Raw genomic sequence first — 24,876 nt, 5'->3', positions numbered from 1 at the left:
AACAAAGCCAGCCATTCCTCTGCGCCTCATTGCTTTATTGTAGTTGGGGCGGCATTTACACATCCTACATCGTGGCTATATTTTGTATTTTTATAAAAATCATCGATATTTATTAATGGAAGCCAATATAATGGGTTATCTTTCAATATCCCCTCTAAAGCTAGTATAATACCAGAGCTCCCTGTTTGAAAGTCATCAGACAAACGATAACAAAACTGCCCTGGAAATAAAATATGATTTTCCTTAGGAATTAAAAATAATCGTAACAATTCTATTACACAATCTTTTTTGTTTGTGTACTCAGAATCGCTTTTTCCTAGTAAAGGCGGTATTATCAAAAAGCTTCCAGCGCCATCGTAAAGCCCCCCGCTTAAGCTACATCTAACACGATATAAATTAGTAATTAAGCTCCATTCTCTTTGGTAACGTTTTTTATCACTAACATGATTTAGGTATACGATTGCTATTCCTATACCTAACGATCCCCCTGAAAGGTAAGGTAATAAACGATTGGAGTCATCAATCGTTTGCAATGTGCTTTTGTCTTCTTTTGTTTTTACTAAATCTTTATCAATGCATTCGATAGACTTCAAGTAATAATTTTCCTTTTTGGTGACTGCATACAAAGCCGAGTAAAACAACGAGACTCCAGACCAACCATCCATTATACCGATTGGAATCCCGGCCCAATCCTGAACTTTTAACTCTCTCTTCTCGCTCATAAAAGTATCAATGATACTAGCTACAAATATTGCTTTTTCCAGAACACGTTCATCTTTTTCTTCTAAATAAAGACTAACGAACCCAAGACCTATACCTGACAATCCTGACCTTAAAGATATATCAGACGAATTAAGATTCATGTTTGCAAAGATGTTCATTGCTTCTTTTTTATAACCGATTTCATATAATGTTGTCCCTATGCCTGCTTTACCTGTTAATAATCCACCTTGTTCAATAGAATCGATGTTTTTCATTAATTCATTTTCAATCCAATGGTTTATATTCTTACTCACAGTACCAGATCTAAAAAATGCTAGCGCAGCTCCAGTGCCTCCATTTTGTACATTGTATTTCCCAGCTTTGCTTTCATATTGCCTGACATCACCATGAATTAATTTTTCGCTAGGAACAAAATTTTTCTCAATACCATTTCTGAGACCTTCTATAATGGAGGAAATATCCTTTTTCATCGCATTTTTATTTATGGCATGCGACCTATTCTCTTCTTCTCTAAATGATAAATGCTGATCACATTTTTCCCTTATCATTTTTACAAATAGTAGAAAATCCTCTCCATAAACTTTTTCAATCCATTGATCTTGATAATCATACATATCAGAATCAATATCCTCGATTGGTCCAATTGGCAATAAGCAATGTCGAAGGATTTTCTTTATTGCATACCAATCCCTCTCTCCGTTATTTTTATTCCGTGGATGAGAGAATCCGTATGTTTGCAGTGCAGGCTTTCCTTCAAAATCCTTAGGTCGTGCTGTTTCAAAGTCAATCAGAGTCACGTTTAAATCTTGGGATATGATGATATTTACTGGTTGTAAATCTCCCATTCCTACACCATTTTTATGCATTTCTTCAACAATAGACACTAGTTTAGTAAGAATATTATGTATATTGTCTTTGTAGACTTTGATATCACCATTATTTATAAAAGGGTAGTTCGCTACAATCCAGGAATCTAAATCAATTCCATCCACATACTCTTCCACAAGAAAACTATGTTTCCAATGTGTAAAGTAATCTAGTATATTTACAATTCCATCTACTTTCGATAGCTTTGATAAAGCATCAAGTTCGATTTTTTGTCTTTCTAATGCATCAACTTTTTGACCATCCAAACCTGATTTTGGCCTTGCTTCTTTAATAATGACTTTCTTTTTATCTTTCTTCCTTTCTGTCACATAGATTCCTCCACCATTCGTAAAGCGAAGTGCACTTTGAAATTCGTATTCTTCAAATTTATTATTTTCTACTTCATCCTCAATAGATGTGGTATTTAAAGAATCTAAATACTGATCAAATTCTTTAACAAAAGAAGGTACTTGATAGTAAGGAACTCTTTCGTCTACAAGCAATTCATCATTCTCATCTTTCATGCACAATTCGCCTTGTTCGTTGAATATCATTGCAAATCCACCATACCTATAGTAAACATTGCTGTTTTTCCAACACTTGTCACTCAGAATGTATGGACCACTCTCAAAAGAATGAAGGGTGGTATATAGTAGATCTAATAAATTTAAAAAATCATCATCACTAGGAGGATAGATCGCAATAAACTTTCCCGAACTTGCTCTATTTGCGATCTTTGAGTTTGTAGTAAAATAATCCCATTCGCTTGCAAGATGTTTGAAATGGACTTTACGTTCAACCAATATATGACTGACCTTCTGTAAAATCTGTTCTGCATTATCAAGTGTTGCACTAATATGGATTTTCCAACCTTGAGCTTGCAAGGATCGTTCTTTAAACTTGTACATTTTCCATACAGAATTTTCTTCCCTGCTAACTACACAATCATCTGATAAATTTGTCACATTAAATTCTCTCTCAGTAACGATTGATTTGTTAGGAGTGAAATATTTCGAGTTTTCATTTAAATAATCATAATAAACCATGTTTGCCTTCATGATATACTCTCCTCTCATAAATGATTTATGTACCTCTCCCAATAATTTGTAAGCTACATCTTATGTATTCGTCTCATTCAAAAGGACCTAGTTGAAGTTACCCTTCAACTAGGTCTTCTCTGAAGAAGCACTTTACAACCATTACCCCCATGGCCAAGGGCAAATGTTACTATACAATGACCACCTAGCAGCTACTTCACTTGCCTCGTTTTGAGGAAGTTTTTGTAAATTCAGTACTTGATTCATTATCATTCACCTCCTTCCAAAATTTAGATGAAATGTCGTGACTATTATTTTTCAAATCTATAAAGCTTGTACTATATTAATGCTCCGGTCTTCATCGCAAACTAAAATTCTAACCACCTTTAAATCGAATCCATATTACATATTTTAACAATAAGTGGATATTATTGTCAAATAAATTCAGAACTTGCGATAGATTCAGTAAATTTCTCAAATAGCTGATGGTACCTATATAAGGGCTTTCCAGCGCCACTTGCCCCACAATAGCTGTCATTCGGCTACTGAAGATTCTTGGAGAGCCACCTCTACTGAGTTTTTCATCTTTTATTTGGGGAAGAGAAGCCTACGAAGAAAAAAAGTAGACTACAAGCAATAGTTGCTGTAGTCTACTTTCTCTTTCAGATTCAACTCTTAACGCGCAATCGTTGTATGAGCCAACTCCTCCGTCACGGTACAAACGGCACTCGAATCCCAGCTACCCTTGCCTTGTGCTTTTGCTGCCTCATACATTTGCGCAACCGTACCACCAACGAGAACAGGCACTTGTTGTTCACGTGCGGTTTGCGCATAGAGCTGCAAATCTTTGTGCATATGATCCAATGAAAAGACCGTATTTTCATACGTACCGTACAAGATGTTAGGCCCAAAAACGGAGAGCACACGATTGTGGGCAGAGCCTTTGTCCATGACGGCTGCCAGCTTGTGTGGATCGACACCTGCTTTTGCACCGACACTGAACGCCTCGCCCAACGCTGCTGTGATGACGGCAACGACAGAGTTGTGGCAAAGCTTCGCCACTTGTGCAGAGCCAGATTCCCCCAGATAAAAAATTTCCTTTCCAATTGCCCTGAGATAGTCCATGATTTCTGGAAGCTTTGTCTCATCTCCGCCGACCATAATGGTCAACGTTCCGGCCACAGAACCCGCAGGTCCTCCACTCACCGGACAATCGTAGTAGTAGATCCCTTTTTCTACGCCGTGCTGATTCAGACGTTTTGCTGTAGCAGGATCGATCGTACTTGTATCAAATACGAAACTGCCAGCCCCTAATGATAAGAAAAGTCCGTCCGTACCCAGCATGACTTCCTCAACAATCGCAGGACCTGGAAGCGAAGTGAAAACGACACGTGCTACGCTACCCACTGCCTGTGGAGACTCGACGACTATCGCTCCTTTTTCCTTCGCCCAGGCTTTTGCTGCCGGACTTGGATCATAGGCATACACGTGGTAGCCTTTTTGCAATAGATTGCAGACCATTCCTTTACCCATTGCACCAATGCCGATAACTCCAATCGCTTCCATCTTCGCTCCTCCTGCTTTCCCTATACTTATGGCCGAATATAAACCGTTTTGGTCTCGACGTAAAAATCGAGCGCTGACTCCCCTTGCTCTCTCGGACCCAACCCAGATATCTTTTTGCCACCAAACGGAAACTGTGATTCAAAATGAGTCGACGGCATATTGACATGCGTGACACCTGACTGAATGCCTTTGACAAATTGGAAAGCTTTTTGCAAATCGTTCGTAAAAATCGTGGAGGACAAGCCAAATTCTACCTGGTTAGCCACTTGCATTGCATGTTCGAAAGAATCCACATCGATCACGGCGATCACAGGGCCAAAAATTTCTTCATTGGCAATCGTCATCTCCTGCGTGATACCGGTAAATACCGTTGGCGCGACGAAGTATCCCTGGGCGAGATCACCTTCTACCAGGCGCTTACCCCCACATTCCAGTACGCCACCTTCTTCGATACCCTTTTGTACATAATGAAGATACAAATTGAGCTGATGCTCGTCCACTACTGGACCGTTATGATTGTCTGGATCGAAACCATTCCCGATTTTCAAGCCTTTCGCTCGCTCGATTAGTTTTGCTTTTACCTGTTCGGCTACTTCGGGAACGACCAATACGCGACTGGTCCCCGTACAACGTTGCCCATTATCGAAGAATCCACTCAGTACGATAGAATCGATAGCGAGGTCAATATCGGCATCCGCAAGAATGATCGCTGGATTTTTCCCGCCCATCTCCGCCTGAATCTTGCCTCCTCTAGCACCTACTGCTCTCCCCAAGGCAAGTCCCACTTCAGAAGAACCCGTAAAGGAAATGCCCTTGACCAGTGGATGATTCGCCAATTCGTCACCGATTACCGCACCCGGTCCTGTTACCAAGTTCACTACGCCACTCGGAACGCCGCTCTCAATCAGGAGCTCTACCAGCTTTACGCTAATCAAGGAGGTGTTGCTCGCCGGCTTGAACACAACTGTATTGCCTGCGAGGATAGCCGGGACGATCTTCCACAAGCCAATCCCCAGCGGGAAATTCCATGGAGCAATAATCGCGAAAACCCCGATTGGCTCTCGCACCGTGTAACCAATTACCCGTTCATCAAAGGAAGGCACCGTTTGACCTGTCAAGCGAGTGGCTTCCCCAGTCAACTGCTTCATGGAGGTGATTGTCTTGGCAACCTCGCCTCTCGCTTCCCGCAATGTTTTTCCGACTTCACGGGTGATCGTTTCTGCGAGGTCTTCTTTGTGTTTTTCCAATAAGTGAATGAGGGAAAATAAGAATTCTCCACGTGTGGGAGCCGATTTTTGCGACCATGCACCAAAAGCATTGGCAGCAGCTTCAATGGCAGAACGCGCATCCAGCCCGTCCGATTTTTGAAAATAACCGAGAACCTCATTCGTATTGGCAGGGTTCGTACTAGGGAAAACCTGTCCCGTATGGCTCGTCACCCAAGCTCCATCGATGTAGTTATTGTAGGTTGCTGTCAAATCGTCTCCCACCTTCCGCATCTTATAGGAGTATTGTATATAGCAAAGATTATGAATACAATGTATATACAGATACTTATTTCCAACTAGTAATGTGTATTTCTCTACATGGAGGACACGTGGATGAATTCATTTTCGCTCCTGCTTGAAAAGCTGCACGAATGGTTTGGCGAACAGCCTTTCTCGATCTGGTTCCAATTATCGCGTGATCGACAATTTCGGCTTATTTTCTCTTCTTTTCATGAAAACGCTACCACGAATATTCCCCCTATGACAGTACCTCGCTGTGACAACGATGCTAGCCACATGCGATATACATATACCCAACAGATGTACCGTTTTTTCTACGAAAAGGAAGGACAAGCTGTTATTTGCCTTGCACATAAAGCAAACCAACCGGTCATCCTTACTTCTGACCAATGGGAACTACTGTGGTTCGGGATTCGCCTGTTGTTGGCTGAAGAAAAAATGACTGCCAAAGCGGAGGAAAGCAAGAAGCTCTTTGAAGGGATTCGCTCGATATCTGCTACTCTCGATGTACACCAAATCATCCGTGGCATCATTGGTAATGCTCTGGCTGTTATCCCGGCTGCTGACGCAGGTCTCTTGCACTTGTATGATCCCACTATCGACCGATTGATTCCAAAAGCCACCGTCGGTTTTCATGATACGGTGTTCAAGGATCTCAAAATGCGGGTTGGCGAATCCATCGCGGGCAAAGTGTTTGCAGACGGAATCCCACGCATGTACAAAACCAGCCAAGAAACAACTCACGCGATGAAGGACATCTCCGCTGACAACTTTCATTCCCTGAACCACGCGAAAACATTGCGAGACTTGAATGGGTTGCTATGCTTACCAATATCACGTGAAGAAAAGCGTATCGGCGTACTGGTCCTGCATCAGTTTCATCAAGAAAATGTGTTTACGGAGTACGATCTGGATCTCCTCCAAGGCTTCGCAGACCAAACTTCCATCGCCCTGCAAAATGCCGAGCTCTATGCTGAAGTCAAACAAGCATATGAACATATGGCTGCCATTAGCGCCCAACTGCAAGCCAAGCACGATGATTTGATACAACGCAACGATCTCCATGAATCCATCAAACAGTTGTCCTTGCAAAATAAAGGGGCGGAAACAATCGTAAAAACCCTCAGCAAAATGACAGGCCATTCCATCTATTTTGCCGATTGGCTTGAGCAGAAAATGTATCCTGAAAAGAGTGTTTTATTTTTTAGCTGGGATGAACTGTATACATTGCTGAACAAAAGAAGACAGCCTGTTTCCGTCAATCTGTTCTCTCCCGCTTCTGGTGACGATCAACTGTTCTGTTTGTATCCACTAATCAATGGGAGCATCTTTCTCGGATGTCTCATGATTCCCTTAGACGAACACGGGCTATCTGATCTCGCTCGAATGACGGTTGAGCAAGGGAGTGCTGTGCTCATACTCGATTTGGTGAAAAAACAATCGATCAGCTCCGTGCTGTACAAGCGAGCACACGATCTTTTTCAAGAGCTAATCGCAAGCAAAGGCAATGAGCTGTTTGACCGCGCCCGTTCGATGGGGTTACAGCCGCAAGCAAAATACTACGTAGTTTATGCCCATCTGACGCAATGCCACGATCTGGCTTTACTAGAAGCAAACATTCACCGGCTCATTACCCGTTGGAAATGGGAGTTCAGTAAAACACAGATGTTTGTCTACGGATTCCATAACCATGTCACGCTTCTCATCCGGTCTCTCGGCTCCCGAGATGGCAAGGACATCCGGGAGAGGCTGCAACAGGCGTCTTATGAGTGGGAACTTGGCAAGGAAGCATCTTTATCCATTGGCGTGGGAAGTATGGCAAGCGGGATTGAGCAAATCAGCAAAAGCTATGAAGAAGCTAAGAAAGCCGCACACTATTTGACCAACCGCAGCCGTTATGGTGTGGTGCACTATAAAGACCTGGGTGTCAATCGCCTCATGCTGAACCAGAGTCAGGCCGATATTGATGCATTCATTCAAGATGTCTTTGCCCCTTTCTGGCAAGACCCGGAAAAATATCAGGAATGGGAACAGACGATCATGACTTATATGAAATGCAGTCAATCCCCTCAACTCACCGCCAAAGAGCTTCACATTCACGTCAATACGTTGTATCAGCGATTGCGCAAAGTCGAGGAGCTTCTTCATATCGATTTGCGAAATCCAGAAGACTTGCTTAAATTACAGCTCGCTTGTCATTTGCGCCAGGAAGGATAAATCGAAAAAGGCAGGAGTAGCTTTGGACGTGAAAAAGTCCTAGACTACCGCTGCCTTTTTTGTATGCAAAGTCTTTTTACGAGTGCTTGATGATTTGTTTACCATAATTAAGTTATGTAAATTACTTCCTCATGTAAATCGTGAAAAAACAGATGTGTTTTTTCTTCTTGTAATATTTGGATAAACATCCATAATGAACATGGGGGCATCAGGCACCAAACACCCCAGAGATTCGCGCCCTACTACAGGTAAAGGAGTGATGATGTTTTGGATTCGCAAAAACAAATGGAAAAGCATATGAGAGGTTCCAAACGATAATTTCATCCCTTCTCTCATATGCTATGGGAGGAAATGAACGAAATGTTTGCTCAAAAAATGGTTCAAGGAACGGAACTCACAACCGATTGCTTCCATTGCGCGACCAATCTGTTCGAAGCGTTGAAGCATCATGTATCCATCAAAGGGGTCATTGCAGGTGTTATTCCCGGTAGAATATTCCTGTCAACTGACGCAAGGTCAGCCTTGTTGACAAGCCCCCAAGGTATTTTTCTAGGTGGCAGTGTTGAAAATCCCCTCTTCTTTGAAGAAGTGAATGCATTGCTCAAAGAGGAGCTATTACCGCAGCTTGCTGTTGATGAACAGCTTGACTACGTCCTGTTTTATCCAACGGATGAGAAGTGGAATGACATTCTCGATATCGTGATGAAAGATATATTACCTATGAGAAGCGGTCGAATGATCTTTACTCACCATTTACAGGATCTGTCCCCTCCTGCTGTCGATCATATTGTCCCGATAGACAGCACCTTGTTGAAGCGTAAAGAATTAGTAGGTCTTGAGGATGTTCTCGATGAAATAGCAGAAAACTGGCCATCTTTAGAAGCCTATGAAAACAAAGGCTTTGGTTGTGCCGCGATTCAAGATACCGATGAGGGGCCTACCATTATTAGTTGGTGCATGACTGATTGGGTAGTAGAAGACGAATGTGAATTGGGTATAGAAACCGATGAAGACTATCGGGGTAACGGATGGGCTCGAAAGACAGCATTGGGTGCTCTCTCACTCGCCAAACAACGCGGAATCAAAAGAGTGGGATGGCAGTGCTGGTCAAATAATATAGGTTCACAGCGAACAGCCTTGTCTGTCGGTTTCGAGCTGTTCGCGGATTTCCCGGTTCTGTTCGGATGGAACCTTCCTTTAAACAATTTCCTTGTCAACGGCAACCACTATATGCGTGGTGATCTGAAATATGGCGTGGAAAAAGACTACGCCCGCGCCGCATGGAGTTATGCCCAAGCACTTGATAAAGGCTGGGATTGGGATGGCGATCCGGCCTTGTATTGGAATGCTGCTTGCTTGTTCTATCTGAGTGGTGAAGAGGACCGTTCAAAGCATTACTACAAAAAGGCTATCGAACATGGCTGGGTAAGTATTCACCACCCGCATTATCATGATTATGTGTACAGAGAACAGGACAGCGATCAGATCGCTCGTATTCTTGCTGAATCAGTACTATAATGGAAACGGCCGCCGTTTTATCGGCGGCTTTTTGCTGAGCTCATCCATTTTCCCTCTACTTCTCCGCCTTTGAATGAAAAAGAAATGGCTTGCCGTTCAAGTAGTTTTTGATCATAGGTATTGCATAGGGCTGTTCTTCTTTTAGCCCCTCGGTTTCCCTAGGATCAGGAGCATGATGACTATAATTTTCAATCATGACCATCACCGCGAAGCTCTCTAATGTGGGGAGCCAGTCCCCTTCTAGTTTCCGCAAACTCTCATAGCCTTTTATGACTAGCTCTCTTTGTGCCGGATATAAACCCAAAATAGTATGGGCGATATCATAAAGATAGTAACCAAGCCCACATCTTCCAAAATCAATCGGACGAGGATCTCCGTTTTGAAAAACGATGTTACCTTGGTGCAGATCGCCGTGAATGATTCCATAGTTCCCGCTATTCTTGTCCAATTTGGCAAGACAAGTGAGTATTTTATCCGCCGCCAATTCATATAGCTCGAACTCTTCGTCTGTCAGAAACCGTTGGTAATGCTCCGTCAAACGATCCATGGACTCCTTGAAGCTATCTTCTCCCCAGATCGGACGCACAAATTCAGGAGTCAATTGGAAATCCTGGGATACTGTATGAAGCTTTGCTAACAGGACGCCCTCTTTGTAAACTTGGTCTACCGTAAGTTCTTCATCTGCATGCTCCCCTTCGACCCAACGCATGACGGATACGAAGACACAGTCACCATTCGCAAGATCGATGCTCACTGTCTTGGAACCATTGCGGCACTCTATTCCCGTTGGAATCGCTACCTCTATTTTTTCATGCAAAGAGCTGAGCCAAGCAAGCTCGGAATCAATTTCGTTTCTGTTCTTGTTTCCGTGAATGCGAAGTAAATAGGTACCATCCTTCTCTGTTTCTATCACAAACGTGCATGTATCGGATAGTTGGTTGAAACGAATCTGTTCCCCATCCAAGTCGTATTCGTGCATCGCCTTTTGTGCGATTTGCTGCAACTGAGCCACTACCTTCTCGATGTCATCTTCAGAATCCAACTGAATTAACCTCGTCATGCGAATCCCCCATCCAATATATGGTTCATATGCTCACATTCGTTTGATTTCCGCCATACTCCTCTTTTCTTTTTTTCGCTTGACTCCAACCTAAGGTCAGACTGCAAACTCAATTTCAGGAGGTGAATCACCATGTTGTATACCGTGAACGAGGTAGCCAAACTGTCTGGTACCACAATCAAGACACTGTACCATTATCAAAAGATTGGTTTGCTGATGCCCGAAGTCGTTACAGAAAATGGTTACAGATATTATGGTGAGAATGAACTCAAGCGGTTACAACAAATCTTGTTTTATCGTGAGCTTGATTTTTCGTTGGACAGCATTAAGGATGCACTTGATCACGAACCAGACAGACTTCGTTGTTTAAGTGAGCAGCAAGCAATGTTAAAGGCACGCCAGCTTCGATTGGAGCGCATCTTGCTTACATTAGAAGAAACGATTCGACACGAAAGGAAGAGAGGAAATATGTCCACGGAGAAAATGTTTGATGGATTAAACGAAGAAGAATGGAAGCAGGCATTCACTCAACAAAATGAGCATTTGCAGGAAGCGTACGATTTTCAATTGGATACAGAGAATCTGGACGTGGCTTCCATGAATGAAAAAGCTGCCGAAGCGACTGCTTTCATGACGTCTATGGCAGAAGCGTTGAAAAACAACAAAAGTATCTATGATGAAATAGTTGTTTCTGCGATCGAAAACCATCTTGCTTTTTTACAAAAAGACCATCCGATTGATGCGAGAGCTTTTGCCGAGCAGTCAAGGTTTTTCCTATCAGATGAGTTCCACCGCGCTATGTTGGAAGAACAGCAAACGGGATTAAGCTACTACATTTGCATTGCTGCCGAAAATTACGCTTCCAAGTAAAGTGTAGTTAAACGAGCGTTTAACAGTTAAACCGGGTGAGCCGCAACTCCCCGGTTCCTTGTTTCAATTCCTGCTCGATACCTTAGATTACCGCCCCGATTATATGCTCCTTGATTAGCGTCCATCGATCACGAGAATTCGGCATGAATTCCGATGCAATGGCTACGACGAGTTTTTTTTCTGGGATGCAACAGATAACATGACCGCCATCGCCCAGAGCAGCGTATGCAAAAACACCGTCCTCTTCACGCAACCACCATAGGTACCCGTATTGATTGGGATTCATCTCGGTTGTTTCATCTATCCAAACCTCTGGAATGATCTGATGATTGCCCCAACATCCACGATTCAGATAGAGCAAACCAATTCGTGCCATGTCACGGGGAGTTAATGTGAGCCCCCACCCTCCTGTGGAGTTGTTGTTTGGATCCTTCACCCATCCTCTCACATCTTTCCCGAATAAATCTTCAAACGCAAACGCCTTCATTTCATAATCAGGGATTTCTTCCATGCAAATGGGTGTAAACAAGCGTTCGTTGGCGAATTCTCGGGCACTTTTGCCTGTGCTGCGTGTGAGGATGGCTGAAAGCAGGTGCGCCCCAGCGGTTGAATACTTAAACGCTCCAATCTCTCCCTTTTGCCCGAGCATATCCAGGGTATATGTTACCCAATCGGACTGCATACACATTTGATCCAGTGGTTCGTGCCAGTCCTCAAAAGGATAGGGTGCTGTCATCGTGAGGAGATGGCGTATGGTGATTTCTTGTTTTTGTGTATCAGTATGGTCGGCTGCGTAGTCTGGGAAAAATTCTAGTACCTTTTGGTCGACATTCTTGATAAACCGTTCCTCTATGGCAATACCAATGAGAGCAGATAGAATACTTTTCGTTACAGACGCTACATGGTGCCTATCTGTCGGTCCATAGCCATGATAGTAGCTTTCATGGGCGATATAACCATTTCTCACAATGATGATCCCGTTTATGTTGCTGTACGCGGATTTTATGATAGGGTCTAGCTCTGCTAGTTTTTCAGCGTCTATGTTCAAGAGGGCCGGGTCTACTGCTTGCCATTCTGTCGTTCTTTGCATGATAATTCCCTCCTCTACACGAGAATGTCATTTTTTTCTGACTGGAAAATACACCTCCGTAACAAGTTCCTCAGGAACGCTGGCATGATCGGGTGTGGTTACATAGACTTCGTAAGGTGATCTCACCAATTCATAGCCTTCATTTTCTACCCACTCCCTCTGCCTCGCATATACCGCTGTCAACTCTGAGTAAGGACCCTTACATACAGACATTGCACAAAGTCCCCCAAGTAGATCTCTTGTTCCCTTTACAGCCTCTGCAATCGGGAGGGCAAACTCGGTATCGTTTCCGGCAGGATTGAATTCAGGGCTGTGATAAATCGTCATCGGCGTACCGAGCAAGGTGAGCTTTTCAGCCGCAATCCTTTCATACAGCTTACTAAAATACTTACCATACCCGGTTGCATAATCATCACTCGTCATCATCTGGCGTAAAGAAAGAATATGGATTGGCTGGGTCTCCACAAGCTGTACTTCTATGTTGTCAAGGTATGACATCATGGGGATACCCTGCTCCATTTTGGATAGATCATGGTTCAGTTGTTTTATGGTATAGTCCAAAGCGTTTCGTTTTTCATACATCTCCCTTTGGTTACGAAGAAGAGCGGAAACAAGCTTCTCCTCCGCCTGATCTTCTTCCCATTCCAAAATAGCTTTTATTTCGTCCAGCGAAAAATGATACGATTTCAAACGGTTGATGAAGAGCATCTTTTTCAGTTGCTTGATGGAATAATACCGATAGCCATTTTCAGGATTAATCTCGTCCGGGTTCATTAGTCCTATTTCGGCATAATAGCGAAGCGTTTTGGTAGACACTCCACATATCTTTGAGAATTCTCCGATTGATAGCACAGGTTCACCTCCATTGTTCATTCCGTATCGCTATTCTACTTATACCCCTTCCCCTAAGGGCAAAGTCAACTGCAAGTATAAAAGCTAATAAAGAAGTACCTATGCATATACATCGTTAGCATCGTTTCAATCCTTTTCGTTTTTTTACGTTTCGAATAAGGGAAGCAGCACACGTTATGCTTGAAATTTTGGCAATAACTCAGAAAGGCTCACTGTTTTCTTCCTTTACATCACATTCAAAAAAGTTGCATAATGTTGTATGGTGAAGTATGTGCATTCATAACCTATACTTCCCAAAGGAGAGTGTACTTGTGCGTGAAACCTGTGTTCCGACTGGCGTGGAGCTGAAAGACACTGGCTTTGGATATACGTTGTCTTTAATAGGCGGGAAATATAAAATGATCATTTTGTATTGGCTAGCTGAAAATAAGGTGATGCGGCATAATGAGCTGAAGCGAAGTATCGGTACCATTTCCTTTAAAACGCTGAGCTTGATGTTAAAAGAGCTGGAGGCAGATGACTTGATCATCCGCAAGGAATTTCCCCAAGTCCCTCCCAAAGTGGAATATTCCCTTTCAGAGCGTGGCCTATCTCTCATACCGTTGTTAAATATGATGTGCGACTGGGGAGAGACAAACAGCTTACCCTCTCAGAAGGCTGTAAAGCAGCAGGCATAACGATTGTTATTAACAGGAAAAGAAGTATCTCCCAAACGAGGAAATACTTCTTTTTTCATGGGAATTCTTACAGGCTATCAACGAATTTCAAATAATCTTGCGCGTTCTTATCCAATGCGCTACCAATCGGCTCAAGTTCTTGACCAGGTACATTTTCCCCTGACTCAGTCTCTGCACCATAATACGCAAAGAATGAACGATAATCCGCGTGGCAGTAGCGGAAGGTTGTTTCAAAAGGGGTCAATATTTGCTCAAGTGTATACCGATATCTTCCCTCTTCCTGATAATCTTCTTTCCTAATTCCGGCAGACACGGCTAATGCAGCTTTGCGATTCTTTAATTTATCGCCTCCCTTTGAACCGTACGCCCACCCATATGCAAACACATCGTCAAGCCATTTTTTCAGGAGAGGTGGACAATTAAACCAGTAAACCGGGAACTGTAAAACAAGATTCCCATGCGATTCAATCAATTGCTGTTCTTTTTCCACATCAATGTTTCCATCTGGATAAACCTTATGCAATTCGTGTACGGTATACTTTTCTGGATATTTTTTGAGTTCTTCTACCCATCGCTTATTGATGACGGATGTTTCGATGCTTGGATGTGTGACGATTACAAGAGTTTTCAATGTAGGATCCTCCTTGAAGGTTTGTTGTTTTATGAGTATAAAATGCTTGCTGCAAATTTGTAAGTATGCACATTTTGTTCAGTTACTTACATAAAGGTGAGTGTAAAGAACAGAAAAAAGCCTCCCCTCGACCTAATGATTCTAGGTTCGTATCGTTGGGAGGTCCCTTTGCAAATGTTTTTTTTTGCTTTTTCTCCATATACAGCGTGCCTTCAATCGGATTGAAACGATAGGGCTCAATTGGATAAAATTCCAACGAACTGATCGCCAACGCTATTTTTTTCCCTACGCCTCTTCCCTTCCATTCAAGCTATACGTACAATCTTTTCATTTCGCAAACTTGTTCATCTATTTTTCGTAAGGCAACATATCCTGCTGCCCGCTCGTTATTTAATGTTCTATAGCTATAACCTCCCTTGCTGCTTCTATGAAAGATAATATGATTGGTGAAAGCCACTTGTCTTTATGCCATAACATCTGTGTATACACGTGCAAGTCCGGAATTTGCCATGGAAGAGCAACTAGTTCACCCCGTTCAACTTCCGCTTTCGTTGTCATTTCAGGAAGAAAGGCAATACCGATTCCCGTAATTGCACATTGTTTAATGGCTTCGGCATTTTGAAATTCTAAATACGTAATACTATCAATTCCCTTTTTCTCAAATTGCCGGTCAAACATGGTTCGATAGGGACAACCCTTTTCATTCGTCAGGAACACTTGTCCGTGAAAATCTTCCAGCTGCAGTACAGTTAGTTTCGTGAGTGGATGGTCTGGAGCGGCGAAAAAGCGGAAAGTTTCTTCTACCAACGACTCCACTGCAAGTGCGCTCGAGCGAATGGATTCGTCCAACATAAAGACGACATCCGCGGTTCCCTCAAAGAGCGTTTGCTTGAGCTGTTGATTTGGAATGGAGCGGAAGATAAGACGCACTCCCGGATGGCGCGAACGAAATAGGTGAAAGACAACTGGAAGCCGATAGGCGCAAAGAACCTCGTTGGCACTTATCGTTAGGGTGCCGCTTAGATTTTCATTGTCATGAACGACACTGCGAGCTTCGTCCAATTTGTTAAGAACGTCTTGGATATGAGTTAGAAAGCGTTTACCCGCAGTTGTGAGAACGAGTTGCTTGCCCAAGCGGTCGAAGAGACGAACACCAAGCTCATCCTCCAATGCTTTCATTTGCATCGTGACGTTGGAGGGGACGTAGCCCAGAACTTCCGCAGCTCGGCTGAAATTTAAAGTTGAAGCAACCGTTCGGAACGTATTCAATTGACGCAATTCCATCATATTACCCCCAAATCACTTTCAATAATATTGAATACCAGATTGAAATCTATTCACTTTTATTGAAAATAGCACAGGTCTATACTATGTACAAGAACATTCTACATGTGTGGTTTCAATTTGAGAGGAGCAACAATACGATGGATTATGAGATTTTTGATTTGGGTGACGTAACCTTGCAATCAGGAGTATCGTTACCGAGCGCTTTTCTTGCTTATAAGACTTATGGAACATTGAATGAAAAGAAAGATAATGTCATCGTCTATCCAACTGCTTTTGGCGACCAGCATTATCAGAATGAATGGTTGATTGGAAGCGGCATGGCTCTAGATCCGCAGAAATATTTCATTATCGTTCCAAATCTGTTGGGCAACGGCTTATCTTCGTCTCCCAGTAACACGCCTCCCCCATTCGACCAGGCTAATTTTCCGCAGGTAACCATCTATGACAACGTTGCATTACAGTATCGGCTGGTGACTGAAAAATTCGGTATTCAAAAGATCGCTCTTGTAGTTGGATGGTCAATGGGAGGCATTCAATCGTTCCAATGGGGGGCAAGTTATCCAGACATGGTGGAACGAATTGCACCTTTCGCCGGAGTTGCCAAGACTTGGCCCCAAACGTTTTTGGTCCTGGACGGAATGAAAGCTTCGCTCATGGCTGCAGTTGGATTCGATTCAAGTAAACGAAACCAGTTGACTTCGGCAGACATGCGCGCCGTTGGCCGTGTCTACGCTGGATGGGGCTTATCGCAGGCGTTTTACAGGGAGGAGCTTTATCGAGAGCTGGGATATGACTCATTGGCAGATTTTGTGACTGGCGTCTGGGAAGATAGCTTTATGAAGATGGATCCGCACAATTTCCTAGCCATGTTATGGACAGGTCAATTTGCAGATATTAGTGCAAACCCTGCCTATAACGGAGATTTCCATAAAGCGCTCAAAAGCATTAAAGCGCTTACCTGCGTCATGCCAGGGAGCACGGATCTCTTCTGCACGGCGGACGATAACAAATACGAGGCTAAGTTTATACCTAATGCTGTTTTTCATCCTATCGAGTCGATCTGGGGCCATTTTGCAGGTCGCGGAATCAACAGTGCCGATAATAAATTTATTGATGACAACCTAAGACGCTTGTTGGCGCTTAGTACAAACGGATAGACTGACGCTACCAATCAAAACAGCGGTAGCCATGGATCTGAAAATAAAGTCCTAGGCTCCCGCTGTTTTATTGAACGATCGATCCCTTTAGTTTAACAAGTGCCTCAAAATCAATGGAAGCAGGTCTTTCGGGGCTAATCGCTCCATTCATTCACATAAGCCGCGCATTCCTTTCGAATGGTGTCGTCGGCATTCAACCTTCGAATCATCCGCATATACGCATCTGTCTCGAACTCATAGTCGGAAACTGCGAACAAGACGATGATGTCGCGACCAACAACACCGGAAAAGAAGCCCGAGCGTATTAGTTCTTCCAGCGCCTCGATACACGTTTCGTACAACGCCTCCCGAAACGCCACGAAACGGCCGCTTTCATGTCTTGCCGAGGGCTCTTCAGTCAGGATGAAACTTCGCAACTTCGCGCAAATCGCGCCGAAGGCCTCCTCAGCTCCTTGACCTTCGAACCGCCATTCCGCAGGCTCGAATTTGTAATACAACGCATGTTCCGGATCGCTCTCGACAATTCCATCAAGATGCGCTTCCGTATTGACAGCAGGGCAAACGGTCATGGCGCCTTCGTCGCTGTACAACGCAAAGGCGATTACCCTATCATCCTGGCACGTGTTATTCATCTCGTCAAAGGCCTGCATTGCCGCCGTTTTAATCTCTTGCTTCAGCAAAGGAAAATCGAAATCCATCAGGGCAACTCCTTCCGCATTAGGTAGCTCAATAAAAGTTTGCGGCCGACAAAGTACATGTATGACTATCTGCGATCAAAAGCAAGACTCGCAGCAAGACCTGTCAAGACACTTGCCATTAGCCAACGCTGCACCCGTAGCCAGGCTGGGCGTGTACCAAACCACTCAGCAACTCTGCTCGCTAAAAGAACAATAAGCAGGTTAATGGTAAAGCTGACAGCAATTTGTGTTAGACCCAAAGTAGCACCTTGCAGGAGCACCGATCCCCGCGCAGGATCTACAAATTGAGGTAAGAGTGATACATACAAAATAGCAATTTTGGGGTTCAGTAGATTTGTTATCAATCCCATCAAAAATAACTTTTTCGGCGGTTCAATAGAGAGAGTATCAGGCTTTAGAATGGAAGCAGCACCTGGTTTGACCGCGTTCCAAGCAAGCCAGAGCAGGTAAATAGCCCCGGCCCACTTGACTGATTCGTAAACGAACGGAACCGTTATAAAAAGAGCCGAGAGACCGAACATGGTTGCGATCATGTAAATCACGAACCCAAGTATGACACCAAGAAGTGAGATGACTCCAGCTGTGCGACCTTGCGAAATCGTTCGCGAAATTAGGTAAATCATGTTAGGGCCAGGAGAACAAACCATACCAAGCGAAACAAATACAAAGGCAAGAAAAGTACCAAAGCTCACCAATTTACATTACTCCTTTCCGTGGTTCATCAAAGTTAGAAACCATTATCTATCCCAAATCCATTTTTAATAGCATTATTTTCAATGAGTATGCAAATTTATCTGTATTTGATGCCCCCCGTTCCGCTCATTCTATTGCTACTTGAGCAGCTTGTTCTTCAGCTCCTCAGCCGTGTCCGGCTTCCAATAACTTATTTGTAATTTCTTCTCCTGAACCAATTGTCCAACCAGTTCAAAAAGCACTGCTCTCTTCTGGGCTGGCCAATGGGTAAAGGACTGCAAATCACTGGACACATTCCAAATAGAGGTTGCATTTTCCTTTTGGGACCATTTTTTCATAAGAATCGATTCAACGTCCTCATAACCTATGCGATACAAAATACCAACATATGTCGCGCCAATTCCATCATCCAGAATTGCTCTTTTTAGAAAATACGCTTGCACCTTTTGGCAGCAAATTTCATTATTTAGCGGAAGCAGATCACCCAGCACGTCATCAAATTCTCCAGTTACTTTTCCTACATATAGCTCGTTTTAATAAGACCGCTTAGCTTTTTCTCCTCCGGATCAGCTGCCAATAGTTCTATCCAGCGCACATCCAAATCCTCAAACAGCAGCGGTGTAAGTGAAAAATATGTATCATCCCTAAGCATATGACCCCAGCCAAACATAAACGTATGTCGATTTTGCTTAGTATCAAACTTCACCGTACCTAGCACGTTCAAAATAAAACGCTGCGCTACCGGATCTTTGTAATACGGTGAAAACGCCTCGAAAACATCGCCAGCAGGCTTGGTTAGAAGCGCAGAAGCGAAGACAGGAGACAGCCAGGCTCCCCCATATTGTTCATATAACTTGCAAGCCAGCGCTTGCAGCCTACTATCTCCATCCATTAAAACAGAGCCAACCAAAATCATAGGAAAGGCTTGCTCTAAAGTCACCCCTTCCAAAGTATTACTTATATGAAAGATAGAAGTATCTCTGTAGGCTAACTTTAGCACCTCGCTGTCGCGCTTTAATGATGAAATCTTCTGGATATGCTCTGCTGCAAGCTCATACACTTCGCACATCTTCTCACTTGCTTTGCCCGGCATCATGCCAAGTAAGGCAAGCAGTGTTTCATGCTCTTCCCAGCTGATCTTGCTGCCAGGCTTCTTCTCCAGAAACGTCTGCAAAAAAGCTAGTAATCGATCAGCAAGCATATCCGACACTGTATTCGAGAATGTGTGGTTTACTATTTTTTCGCATTTTTGAGGCGACTTTAATAGCTTTTTCCAATAAGCTGCAGCCGGTTCATAATCAATCTTAGCCAGTGCCCTCTGGGCGGCAAGCTTACTCTTCCCGCGCTCTGTACTGGCCAGATGCAACAGCTCAGGTGCCTCGTTAACTCCGAGCTCCGAGATAGCCTTCTCTCTGCTACTCCCTTTGGGCGGCAATGCATCGAGAACTGGCTAATTAAAATCTGTCATTACTGGGTTCCCCCTCATCCTGACTATTTCTATTATAGTAGCACGCCAAATTTTGCGGATATATAGTTCTGACTTCCTTTGTAACAAACCCTACATGCCCCGCCTTCTATTACGGAGAACTCATCGTTTTCAGTCTCACTAGCAATGAATCCAGTACTACGACCACCTACAGGAAAAAATGGAGCATCGAATAAAAGATGACTATCGCGCCAAATTGGTTGGTTGTTCGAGTGCAAAACGCTGAACGGACGAAAAGGCCTTGCCTGGGAGCTCTTCTCTCTCAAGTGGGGCCTTTTCTCTTAAAAAAGAATAGGAGGATGTCCTCCTTATTTTTTTCTGAGGAGTCTGCCTCATCGTTCCTACTACTTCCGTTCATTCTATATTGAGGTACTTAAAGGGTGTTTCTTTTTCGATCAACTCACGAATCATGGCGGAATCCAGCCGAAGCCCTCTTATTGTGGCAAGTTCAAAGAATCCATTTTGAAAAAAGATCAATCAAAATCGATTCTACCGTTTAGAATACAGATAGGAATTTTCACGAATAAGTTTGATCGTTTTTGGGCAAGTTTCTTGAACATTAGCACCCGTTCGTACTATACGGTTAGCCAGATATTTAAAATGTACCTGTCCTTTTCTGTTTGGTCATAGCCCCGTCAAGTAGACACTAAAAAGAGAAATTTTTTAGGCGGCGATCGCTTCTCTGTATTCTATAGGGGAGAGGTCGCCGAGTTTTTTCTGGAAGCGCTCTTCGTTATAGTAGTTGATGTATTCCATTACCATTCTCCGAGCTTCCACTTCATTTACTGGTTTTTCAAGGTATAGCTTCTCTGCTTTTAAGTGGGAAAAGAACGATTCGATGCAGGCGTTATCGTAACAATTTCCCCTTCTTGAATGACTTCCAATCAGTTCTTTATCATCTAGTAACTTCTTGTACGTTTTCGTTGTGTATTGATACCCTTGATCGGAATGAAGAATAGCACCTTTGGCGTTTACATGTTCTACAGTACGTATAACGAGTTGTAAATCGTTACAAGAAGACATCTCCCAGGCCACAACTTCGTTGTTGCACAAATCTAAAACGACTGATAAATATACAAATTGATGTCCAATCCGAATAAAGGTAATATCTGTTACCAATTTCTTCAATATTTCTTCAGCTGCAAACTCACGGTTGAGAACATTTTGAAAAACAACTGATGGTTTGCACCCCGCAAAGGGGCGCTTCTTCCGAATGACAGAGCGAATCCCAAGTTCCCGCATGAGCCTACGCACTTTTTTGTGGTTCATCGTAAATCCTTCTTTATGAAGAGCTGTACGCATACGTTTATAGCCGAAAACCGGGCTTGCTTATCCAACTTCCCTCCCCATGTAGATTCGGATTGAGCTTTTTTAGATATTCTAAATGAGCTTTCAAGTAGGCATTTTCTTCTTCAAGACTGCTAAATTTCTTCCTTCCCCAGCTCCCCCGGTAATCCTCAAACGACTCTCCGTTTTGATGTCAACGAACCCATTCGATGATTTGGGCATCACCCTTAATCCCTAATCTTCCTTTAATTTGCGCATAGGTCAGCCGCTCTTCAAGTCGTAATCGAACAGCTTCTTTCTTGAGTTCATCGCTATAACGTAAAAAGACTTGTCCTTTTTTGGGTGGCATGAAAAAACCCCCTCCGGTCAACAGTATTGAGTACATCGTATCATGAACTCTTTATTTACTGTCTACCATAAGGGGATAATACCAGTTACCATCTATGAACCGGCTATTTTTTCTCCCCTTGGTTGTCTGCTGTTGGCGTCAGGTTCGACAGTGATGCCGATTTGATCAAAAGTCTGCCCTTCGGCGAGCTGGTAGGTCAGTATTCCGGATCCGTTTTCGTCTGGCTTGAATATGCCACCATTTTCCCTCGTGCTGTTTTTCAGCAGCCAAACCTGGTAAACCTGTGAACCTTCGACGCCGGGCAATTCGTGAACCTGCACCACCAAATTTTTCTCTGATCCCTGCTGGACAATATAGGCGATGCCGTTTGTTCCCGGGTGGCTTTGATTGGCTGCTTTTAAGGGAATCGCCGTTAAAATTTCAATGGGTATATTTTCGGCATGGCGATTTTTCACCTGTACATTCGCTATTCCAAGGCCAATAAACGCGAGCAACAAGACGCACACGATACTGGTTGAAACTGGAGTGAACTGGCTTTTGAGTGTCATAGAGAGCTTACTCATCTTAGTCATGAATGTTTCCGTACCGCTTTTCCTTTTGTCCTCAAAAACAAACCCCAGCACCTCGCCTTTTAGCGATTCAGGCACCTCGATCTCGGTATAATCGAAAGGCAAAGCATGCCAGGCCTGGGATAATTCCTGATATTCTTTCTTACACTCCGTACAATTCTTTAAATGTTCAGCAAAGGCCATGTGTTCGCTCTCCTTGAGCTCATTTGCTATATATGGAATTAAATGATCACAAACCCTTCTCATTTTAAATCCTCCAGTTCCAGATGCTTCCTCAATCCTTTAAGAGCCTGGTGAAGCCTGCTTTTAATCGTGCCGAGCGGCTCTTGTTCCAGCTTGGCGATCTCTGAAAGAGAATACCCTTTCCAATAAAGCAAATCGATTAATTTTCTTTGCGCCGTTGGCAATTTGTTTTTCGCCATCGCAATATCATTTGTATTTACTCGTTGCTCGACTGTATTAGCAGGGTCGGCGATCTCTTCAAGTTCCTCTTGATGGTGTTGCGTATGTCTCTTCTCTTTGCGGAGGTAGTCAATGCAAATATTGCGGGTAATCGTGAGGAGCCAATTTACAAAGCTGCCTTGAGCAGGATCGTAATAGCTGTTTGTTGTCCATAGTCTTAAAAAGACCAACTGAATAATCTCTTTCGTCTTATCCTCATTCCCATTGCAAAACTTCATAACAAAGCCGTAAACAAGCTTTATATATCGATCATAGAGTTCCTCTAATGCGTGACCATTTTTTTCGTTTACCAATCGCATTAATTCCGCATCGTAATTTTCTTTCATGTGGCACTCCCTGCTCTTGGATAAAAATATATTGCCATAACACTATTTTAAAAGTAAAGATGGGAACGACCGAGACTGATCGTTCCCTGGGCAGGCTTATTCAAATGCTGTTTCGCTGTTTACGACAAACCATACATCTTTTACTCCTTGTCCGTTTACATCCCCTTCTTGCTGGTCTTTTGCAAAATAATAGAGAGGAAAGCCTTTGTACGTAACCTGCTTCTTCCCGTTGTCTTCTCTTGTGATCGTATCGAAATCCTTTTTGTCAAAACCTTCCGGGACAGCGAAATTCTCCTGGGTAAATGCCGGCCAGTTTGCCAGGCAGTCTCCGCTACAATTGCTTTTTCCTGCTTCATCCTTTTTAAAGTAATACAGGGCCCTTCCCTGTGGATCCGCCAGGTAACCTCCAGCTTTCTCATTCTCCAAAAGCTGGAGGCTGTCAGCCGGGGCTTGATCGGGTTGAACCGTCTCTGTTTTTACCTCCGTGCTTTTTCCGCAGGCCGCCAAAACAAAAATAACCGAAAGTATCGCAAGGGTAAAAACTGCTTTTTTCATGTATGTTCCTCCCAGTTTTTTAGATGTAAGACTCGTCCTTACTTCCAGCCCCATTTTTGAAAGATTTGGTGAGATTCTTCCGTTCTTAAATAATCAATAAATTGCTGGGCCTCTTTTTTCTGATCAGTGATTTTCGTCAGGGCGATCGGCGTTCCACGATAGAGCTTTTCTTCTTCGGGCAGTTCGACCAGGTCAGTCACATCCTGGAGCCGGTAATGCCACGATTCATAGGTAATCCAGGCGTCCAGGCTCGAATTCGATTTCCATCGTTCAATGGCTTCGGCACTCGACTTTACAGAAAGGTTAATATTTGAGGAAATGCCTTCGATCAACCCTTTTCTTCCTGCCAAGTCTTCCCACAGGCCAAGCTGGCCTGCCCCATTCACATCGATTATTTTTACTCCCTTTTTCGTTAAATCCTCCAGGCTTTCAATCTTCTTAGGATTTCCTTTCCTCACCAATATTCCTGCAGCACGCGGGTAAAGCTCCGTACGTGATTTAGTGTCGATCATTTCGGGGTGGTTAAAGATGAAGTCCTGCAGCATATACTCGGAGCCACCGAAAATAATATCTGCATCTCGCTTTGCTTGGCCGATCCAATTGCCCTCTGGTCCCGCTGTTACTTCCACTTTCATTCCTGTTTCAGCTGAAAAATGTTCAGCAGCTTCCTTAATCGGTCCAAGTGGTCCACCTGGTCCGTAAACCCGGATGACTTGATCACTTTGGCTGGAATTTGGTGTCGCCTGGGACGCAGGCTTACCGTCCATTTGTGCATAGGCTGACATTCCGGTAGCCGTAAAGACAAAGAGCAGTAGAGTTGTTAGGAACACGGTCTTCTTCATGATTCTTCCTCCAATTTCACACATGTTTTTTAACGGTACTATCAAAGGAAACGAAGGGAGGCTGTAAACGGTTTGATTGTAATTGTGAAATAGTTAGAAAGTTTCATAAATCTATGGAAAAACTAGTCTGGTAAAGAATAAAAAAAGATCTCCGCACAACCTACGCCAGCTTGGCCAGGTGTGTGGCGATCTTTTTCATGTTCTGACACGAAGCGGATTCTTGGTCTCTCGCATCTGTTTTGTTTGAAATTGGCTAGTTTGAAAAATGGATTTCGGTATTAGTATTAATCGTAACTGTACATTGAATAATTGCGTCAAATCCAACTTTTTTCATTTACATGATAAACTACCATGTATCGCCCGGTTTCATAGGGGTGATCACCATCTCGCGTTCACCTACTTGCGTTGCGATTTTGTTTGCTGCGTTGTTTTGGTTCATGTCAATCATAGCAAATATATAATGCATTGATTTCTTTCATATTGCTCTCTTGAATAACCCAATCATTACATCGAAAACGCCCGATTTCCTTAATAATTGTTTCAATAAAA

22 protein-coding genes and 1 pseudogene are annotated in these 24,876 nt (G+C 43.4%); 5 read left to right on the top strand and 18 right to left on the bottom strand.

All coding sequences use genetic code 11. The features are described from left to right. Window positions 1–26: 26 nt before the first annotated feature. The 4 genes from lanKC to ACM6JA_RS01965 all read right to left on the bottom strand — a co-directional run bounded on the left by lanKC (window position 27) and on the right by ACM6JA_RS01965 (window position 5,692). The gene (gene lanKC, locus ACM6JA_RS01980) at window positions 27–2,648 is read right to left on the bottom strand and encodes a class III lanthionine synthetase LanKC (protein WP_414850942.1); all 2,622 of its coding nucleotides are present in this window, start codon (window positions 2,646–2,648) and stop codon (window positions 27–29) included. 141 nt (window positions 2,649–2,789) lie between these two features. Then, window positions 2,790–2,894: a class III lanthipeptide gene (locus tag ACM6JA_RS01975; protein WP_205669457.1), complete on the bottom strand. Its 105-nt coding sequence runs from the start codon at window positions 2,892–2,894 to the stop codon at window positions 2,790–2,792. 408 nt (window positions 2,895–3,302) lie between these two features. Then, window positions 3,303–4,193, bottom strand: a complete 891-nt coding sequence (locus tag ACM6JA_RS01970; protein WP_414850941.1) for an NAD(P)-dependent oxidoreductase — start codon at window positions 4,191–4,193, stop codon at window positions 3,303–3,305. Window positions 4,194–4,219: 26 nt separating this feature from the next. Continuing rightward, the gene (locus ACM6JA_RS01965; protein ID WP_414850940.1) at window positions 4,220–5,692 is read right to left on the bottom strand and encodes an aldehyde dehydrogenase family protein; all 1,473 of its coding nucleotides are present in this window, start codon (window positions 5,690–5,692) and stop codon (window positions 4,220–4,222) included. A gap of 102 nt (window positions 5,693–5,794) precedes the next feature. On the opposite strand from ACM6JA_RS01965, the gene ACM6JA_RS01960 reads away from it, so the two are divergent. Then, complete coding sequence (locus ACM6JA_RS01960; protein WP_414850939.1) at window positions 5,795–7,918, top strand: helix-turn-helix domain-containing protein; 2,124 nt, start codon at window positions 5,795–5,797, stop codon at window positions 7,916–7,918. A gap of 360 nt (window positions 7,919–8,278) precedes the next feature. Beyond that, on the top strand, window positions 8,279–9,436 hold the full coding sequence (locus tag ACM6JA_RS01955; RefSeq protein WP_414851037.1) for a GNAT family N-acetyltransferase: 1,158 nt from the start codon (window positions 8,279–8,281) through the stop codon (window positions 9,434–9,436). A gap of 55 nt (window positions 9,437–9,491) precedes the next feature. Here the strand turns inward: ACM6JA_RS01955 and ACM6JA_RS01950 are convergent, their stop codons facing one another. Further along, entirely contained in the window at window positions 9,492–10,496 is a 1,005-nt protein-coding gene (locus tag ACM6JA_RS01950) for a phosphotransferase enzyme family protein (RefSeq protein ID WP_414850938.1), read from the bottom strand. 132 nt (window positions 10,497–10,628) lie between these two features. Between ACM6JA_RS01950 and ACM6JA_RS01945 the strand changes: the two genes are divergently transcribed. Then, complete coding sequence (locus tag ACM6JA_RS01945) at window positions 10,629–11,366, top strand: MerR family transcriptional regulator (RefSeq protein ID WP_414850937.1); 738 nt, start codon at window positions 10,629–10,631, stop codon at window positions 11,364–11,366. 82 nt (window positions 11,367–11,448) lie between these two features. On the opposite strand, the gene ACM6JA_RS01940 is transcribed toward ACM6JA_RS01945, so the two are convergent. Further along, window positions 11,449–12,456 carry a serine hydrolase domain-containing protein gene (locus tag ACM6JA_RS01940; RefSeq protein WP_414850936.1) on the bottom strand — a complete coding sequence of 336 codons (1,008 nt, stop codon included), beginning with the start codon at window positions 12,454–12,456 and terminating at the stop codon, window positions 11,449–11,451. Window positions 12,457–12,483: 27 nt separating this feature from the next. After that, a complete protein-coding gene (locus ACM6JA_RS01935) occupies window positions 12,484–13,308 on the bottom strand; it encodes a MerR family transcriptional regulator (protein WP_414850935.1) in 825 nt (274 codons plus the stop codon). A gap of 311 nt (window positions 13,309–13,619) precedes the next feature. Here ACM6JA_RS01935 and ACM6JA_RS01930 point away from each other — a divergent pair, with 311 nt between their 5' ends. Then, window positions 13,620–13,985, top strand: a complete 366-nt coding sequence (locus tag ACM6JA_RS01930; RefSeq protein WP_414850934.1) for a winged helix-turn-helix transcriptional regulator — start codon at window positions 13,620–13,622, stop codon at window positions 13,983–13,985. Window positions 13,986–14,052: 67 nt separating this feature from the next. On the opposite strand, the gene ACM6JA_RS01925 is transcribed toward ACM6JA_RS01930, so the two are convergent. Further along, window positions 14,053–14,616: an NAD(P)H-dependent oxidoreductase gene (locus ACM6JA_RS01925; protein ID WP_414850933.1), complete on the bottom strand. Its 564-nt coding sequence runs from the start codon at window positions 14,614–14,616 to the stop codon at window positions 14,053–14,055. 390 nt (window positions 14,617–15,006) lie between these two features. Then, on the bottom strand, window positions 15,007–15,900 hold the full coding sequence (locus ACM6JA_RS01920; protein ID WP_414850932.1) for a LysR family transcriptional regulator: 894 nt from the start codon (window positions 15,898–15,900) through the stop codon (window positions 15,007–15,009). A gap of 140 nt (window positions 15,901–16,040) precedes the next feature. Between ACM6JA_RS01920 and ACM6JA_RS01915 the strand changes: the two genes are divergently transcribed. Continuing rightward, complete coding sequence (locus ACM6JA_RS01915) at window positions 16,041–17,060, top strand: alpha/beta fold hydrolase (protein WP_414850931.1); 1,020 nt, start codon at window positions 16,041–16,043, stop codon at window positions 17,058–17,060. A 134-nt stretch (window positions 17,061–17,194) separates the two neighbouring features. Here the strand turns inward: ACM6JA_RS01915 and ACM6JA_RS01910 are convergent, their stop codons facing one another. The 9 genes and pseudogenes from ACM6JA_RS01910 to ACM6JA_RS01870 all read right to left on the bottom strand — a co-directional run bounded on the left by ACM6JA_RS01910 (window position 17,195) and on the right by ACM6JA_RS01870 (window position 24,327). Further along, window positions 17,195–17,758, bottom strand: coding sequence for a DUF4303 domain-containing protein (locus ACM6JA_RS01910; RefSeq protein ID WP_414850930.1), 564 nt, complete (start codon window positions 17,756–17,758; stop codon window positions 17,195–17,197). 65 nt (window positions 17,759–17,823) lie between these two features. Next, window positions 17,824–18,453 carry a LysE family translocator gene (locus ACM6JA_RS01905; RefSeq protein ID WP_414850929.1) on the bottom strand — a complete coding sequence of 210 codons (630 nt, stop codon included), beginning with the start codon at window positions 18,451–18,453 and terminating at the stop codon, window positions 17,824–17,826. A gap of 135 nt (window positions 18,454–18,588) precedes the next feature. Beyond that, window positions 18,589–18,942 carry a hypothetical protein gene (locus ACM6JA_RS01900; RefSeq protein WP_414850928.1) on the bottom strand — a complete coding sequence of 118 codons (354 nt, stop codon included), beginning with the start codon at window positions 18,940–18,942 and terminating at the stop codon, window positions 18,589–18,591. Window positions 18,943–18,968: 26 nt separating this feature from the next. Then, a complete protein-coding gene (locus ACM6JA_RS01895) occupies window positions 18,969–19,817 on the bottom strand; it encodes a hypothetical protein (protein WP_414850927.1) in 849 nt (282 codons plus the stop codon). 783 nt (window positions 19,818–20,600) lie between these two features. Beyond that, window positions 20,601–21,573, bottom strand: a pseudogene (locus tag ACM6JA_RS01890) (IS3 family transposase). 92 nt (window positions 21,574–21,665) lie between these two features. After that, entirely contained in the window at window positions 21,666–22,388 is a 723-nt protein-coding gene (locus ACM6JA_RS01885; protein ID WP_414850926.1) for an anti-sigma factor domain-containing protein, read from the bottom strand. Further along, complete coding sequence (locus tag ACM6JA_RS01880; RefSeq protein ID WP_007729405.1) at window positions 22,385–22,930, bottom strand: RNA polymerase sigma factor; 546 nt, start codon at window positions 22,928–22,930, stop codon at window positions 22,385–22,387. The genes ACM6JA_RS01885 and ACM6JA_RS01880 overlap by 4 nt, the downstream gene beginning before the upstream one ends. 96 nt (window positions 22,931–23,026) lie before the next feature. Next, window positions 23,027–23,485 carry a hypothetical protein gene (locus tag ACM6JA_RS01875; protein WP_414850925.1) on the bottom strand — a complete coding sequence of 153 codons (459 nt, stop codon included), beginning with the start codon at window positions 23,483–23,485 and terminating at the stop codon, window positions 23,027–23,029. A gap of 38 nt (window positions 23,486–23,523) precedes the next feature. Next, window positions 23,524–24,327, bottom strand: coding sequence for a substrate-binding domain-containing protein (locus tag ACM6JA_RS01870; protein WP_414850924.1), 804 nt, complete (start codon window positions 24,325–24,327; stop codon window positions 23,524–23,526). Window positions 24,328–24,876: the final 549 nt, after the last annotated feature.

Source organism: Brevibacillus sp. IT-7CA2, assembly GCF_949767855.1.
Lineage (GTDB): Bacteria > Bacillota > Bacilli > Brevibacillales > Brevibacillaceae > Brevibacillus.
The sequence above is the reverse complement of the archived record's forward strand: the minus strand, read 5'-3'. Positions and strand labels throughout refer to the sequence as shown.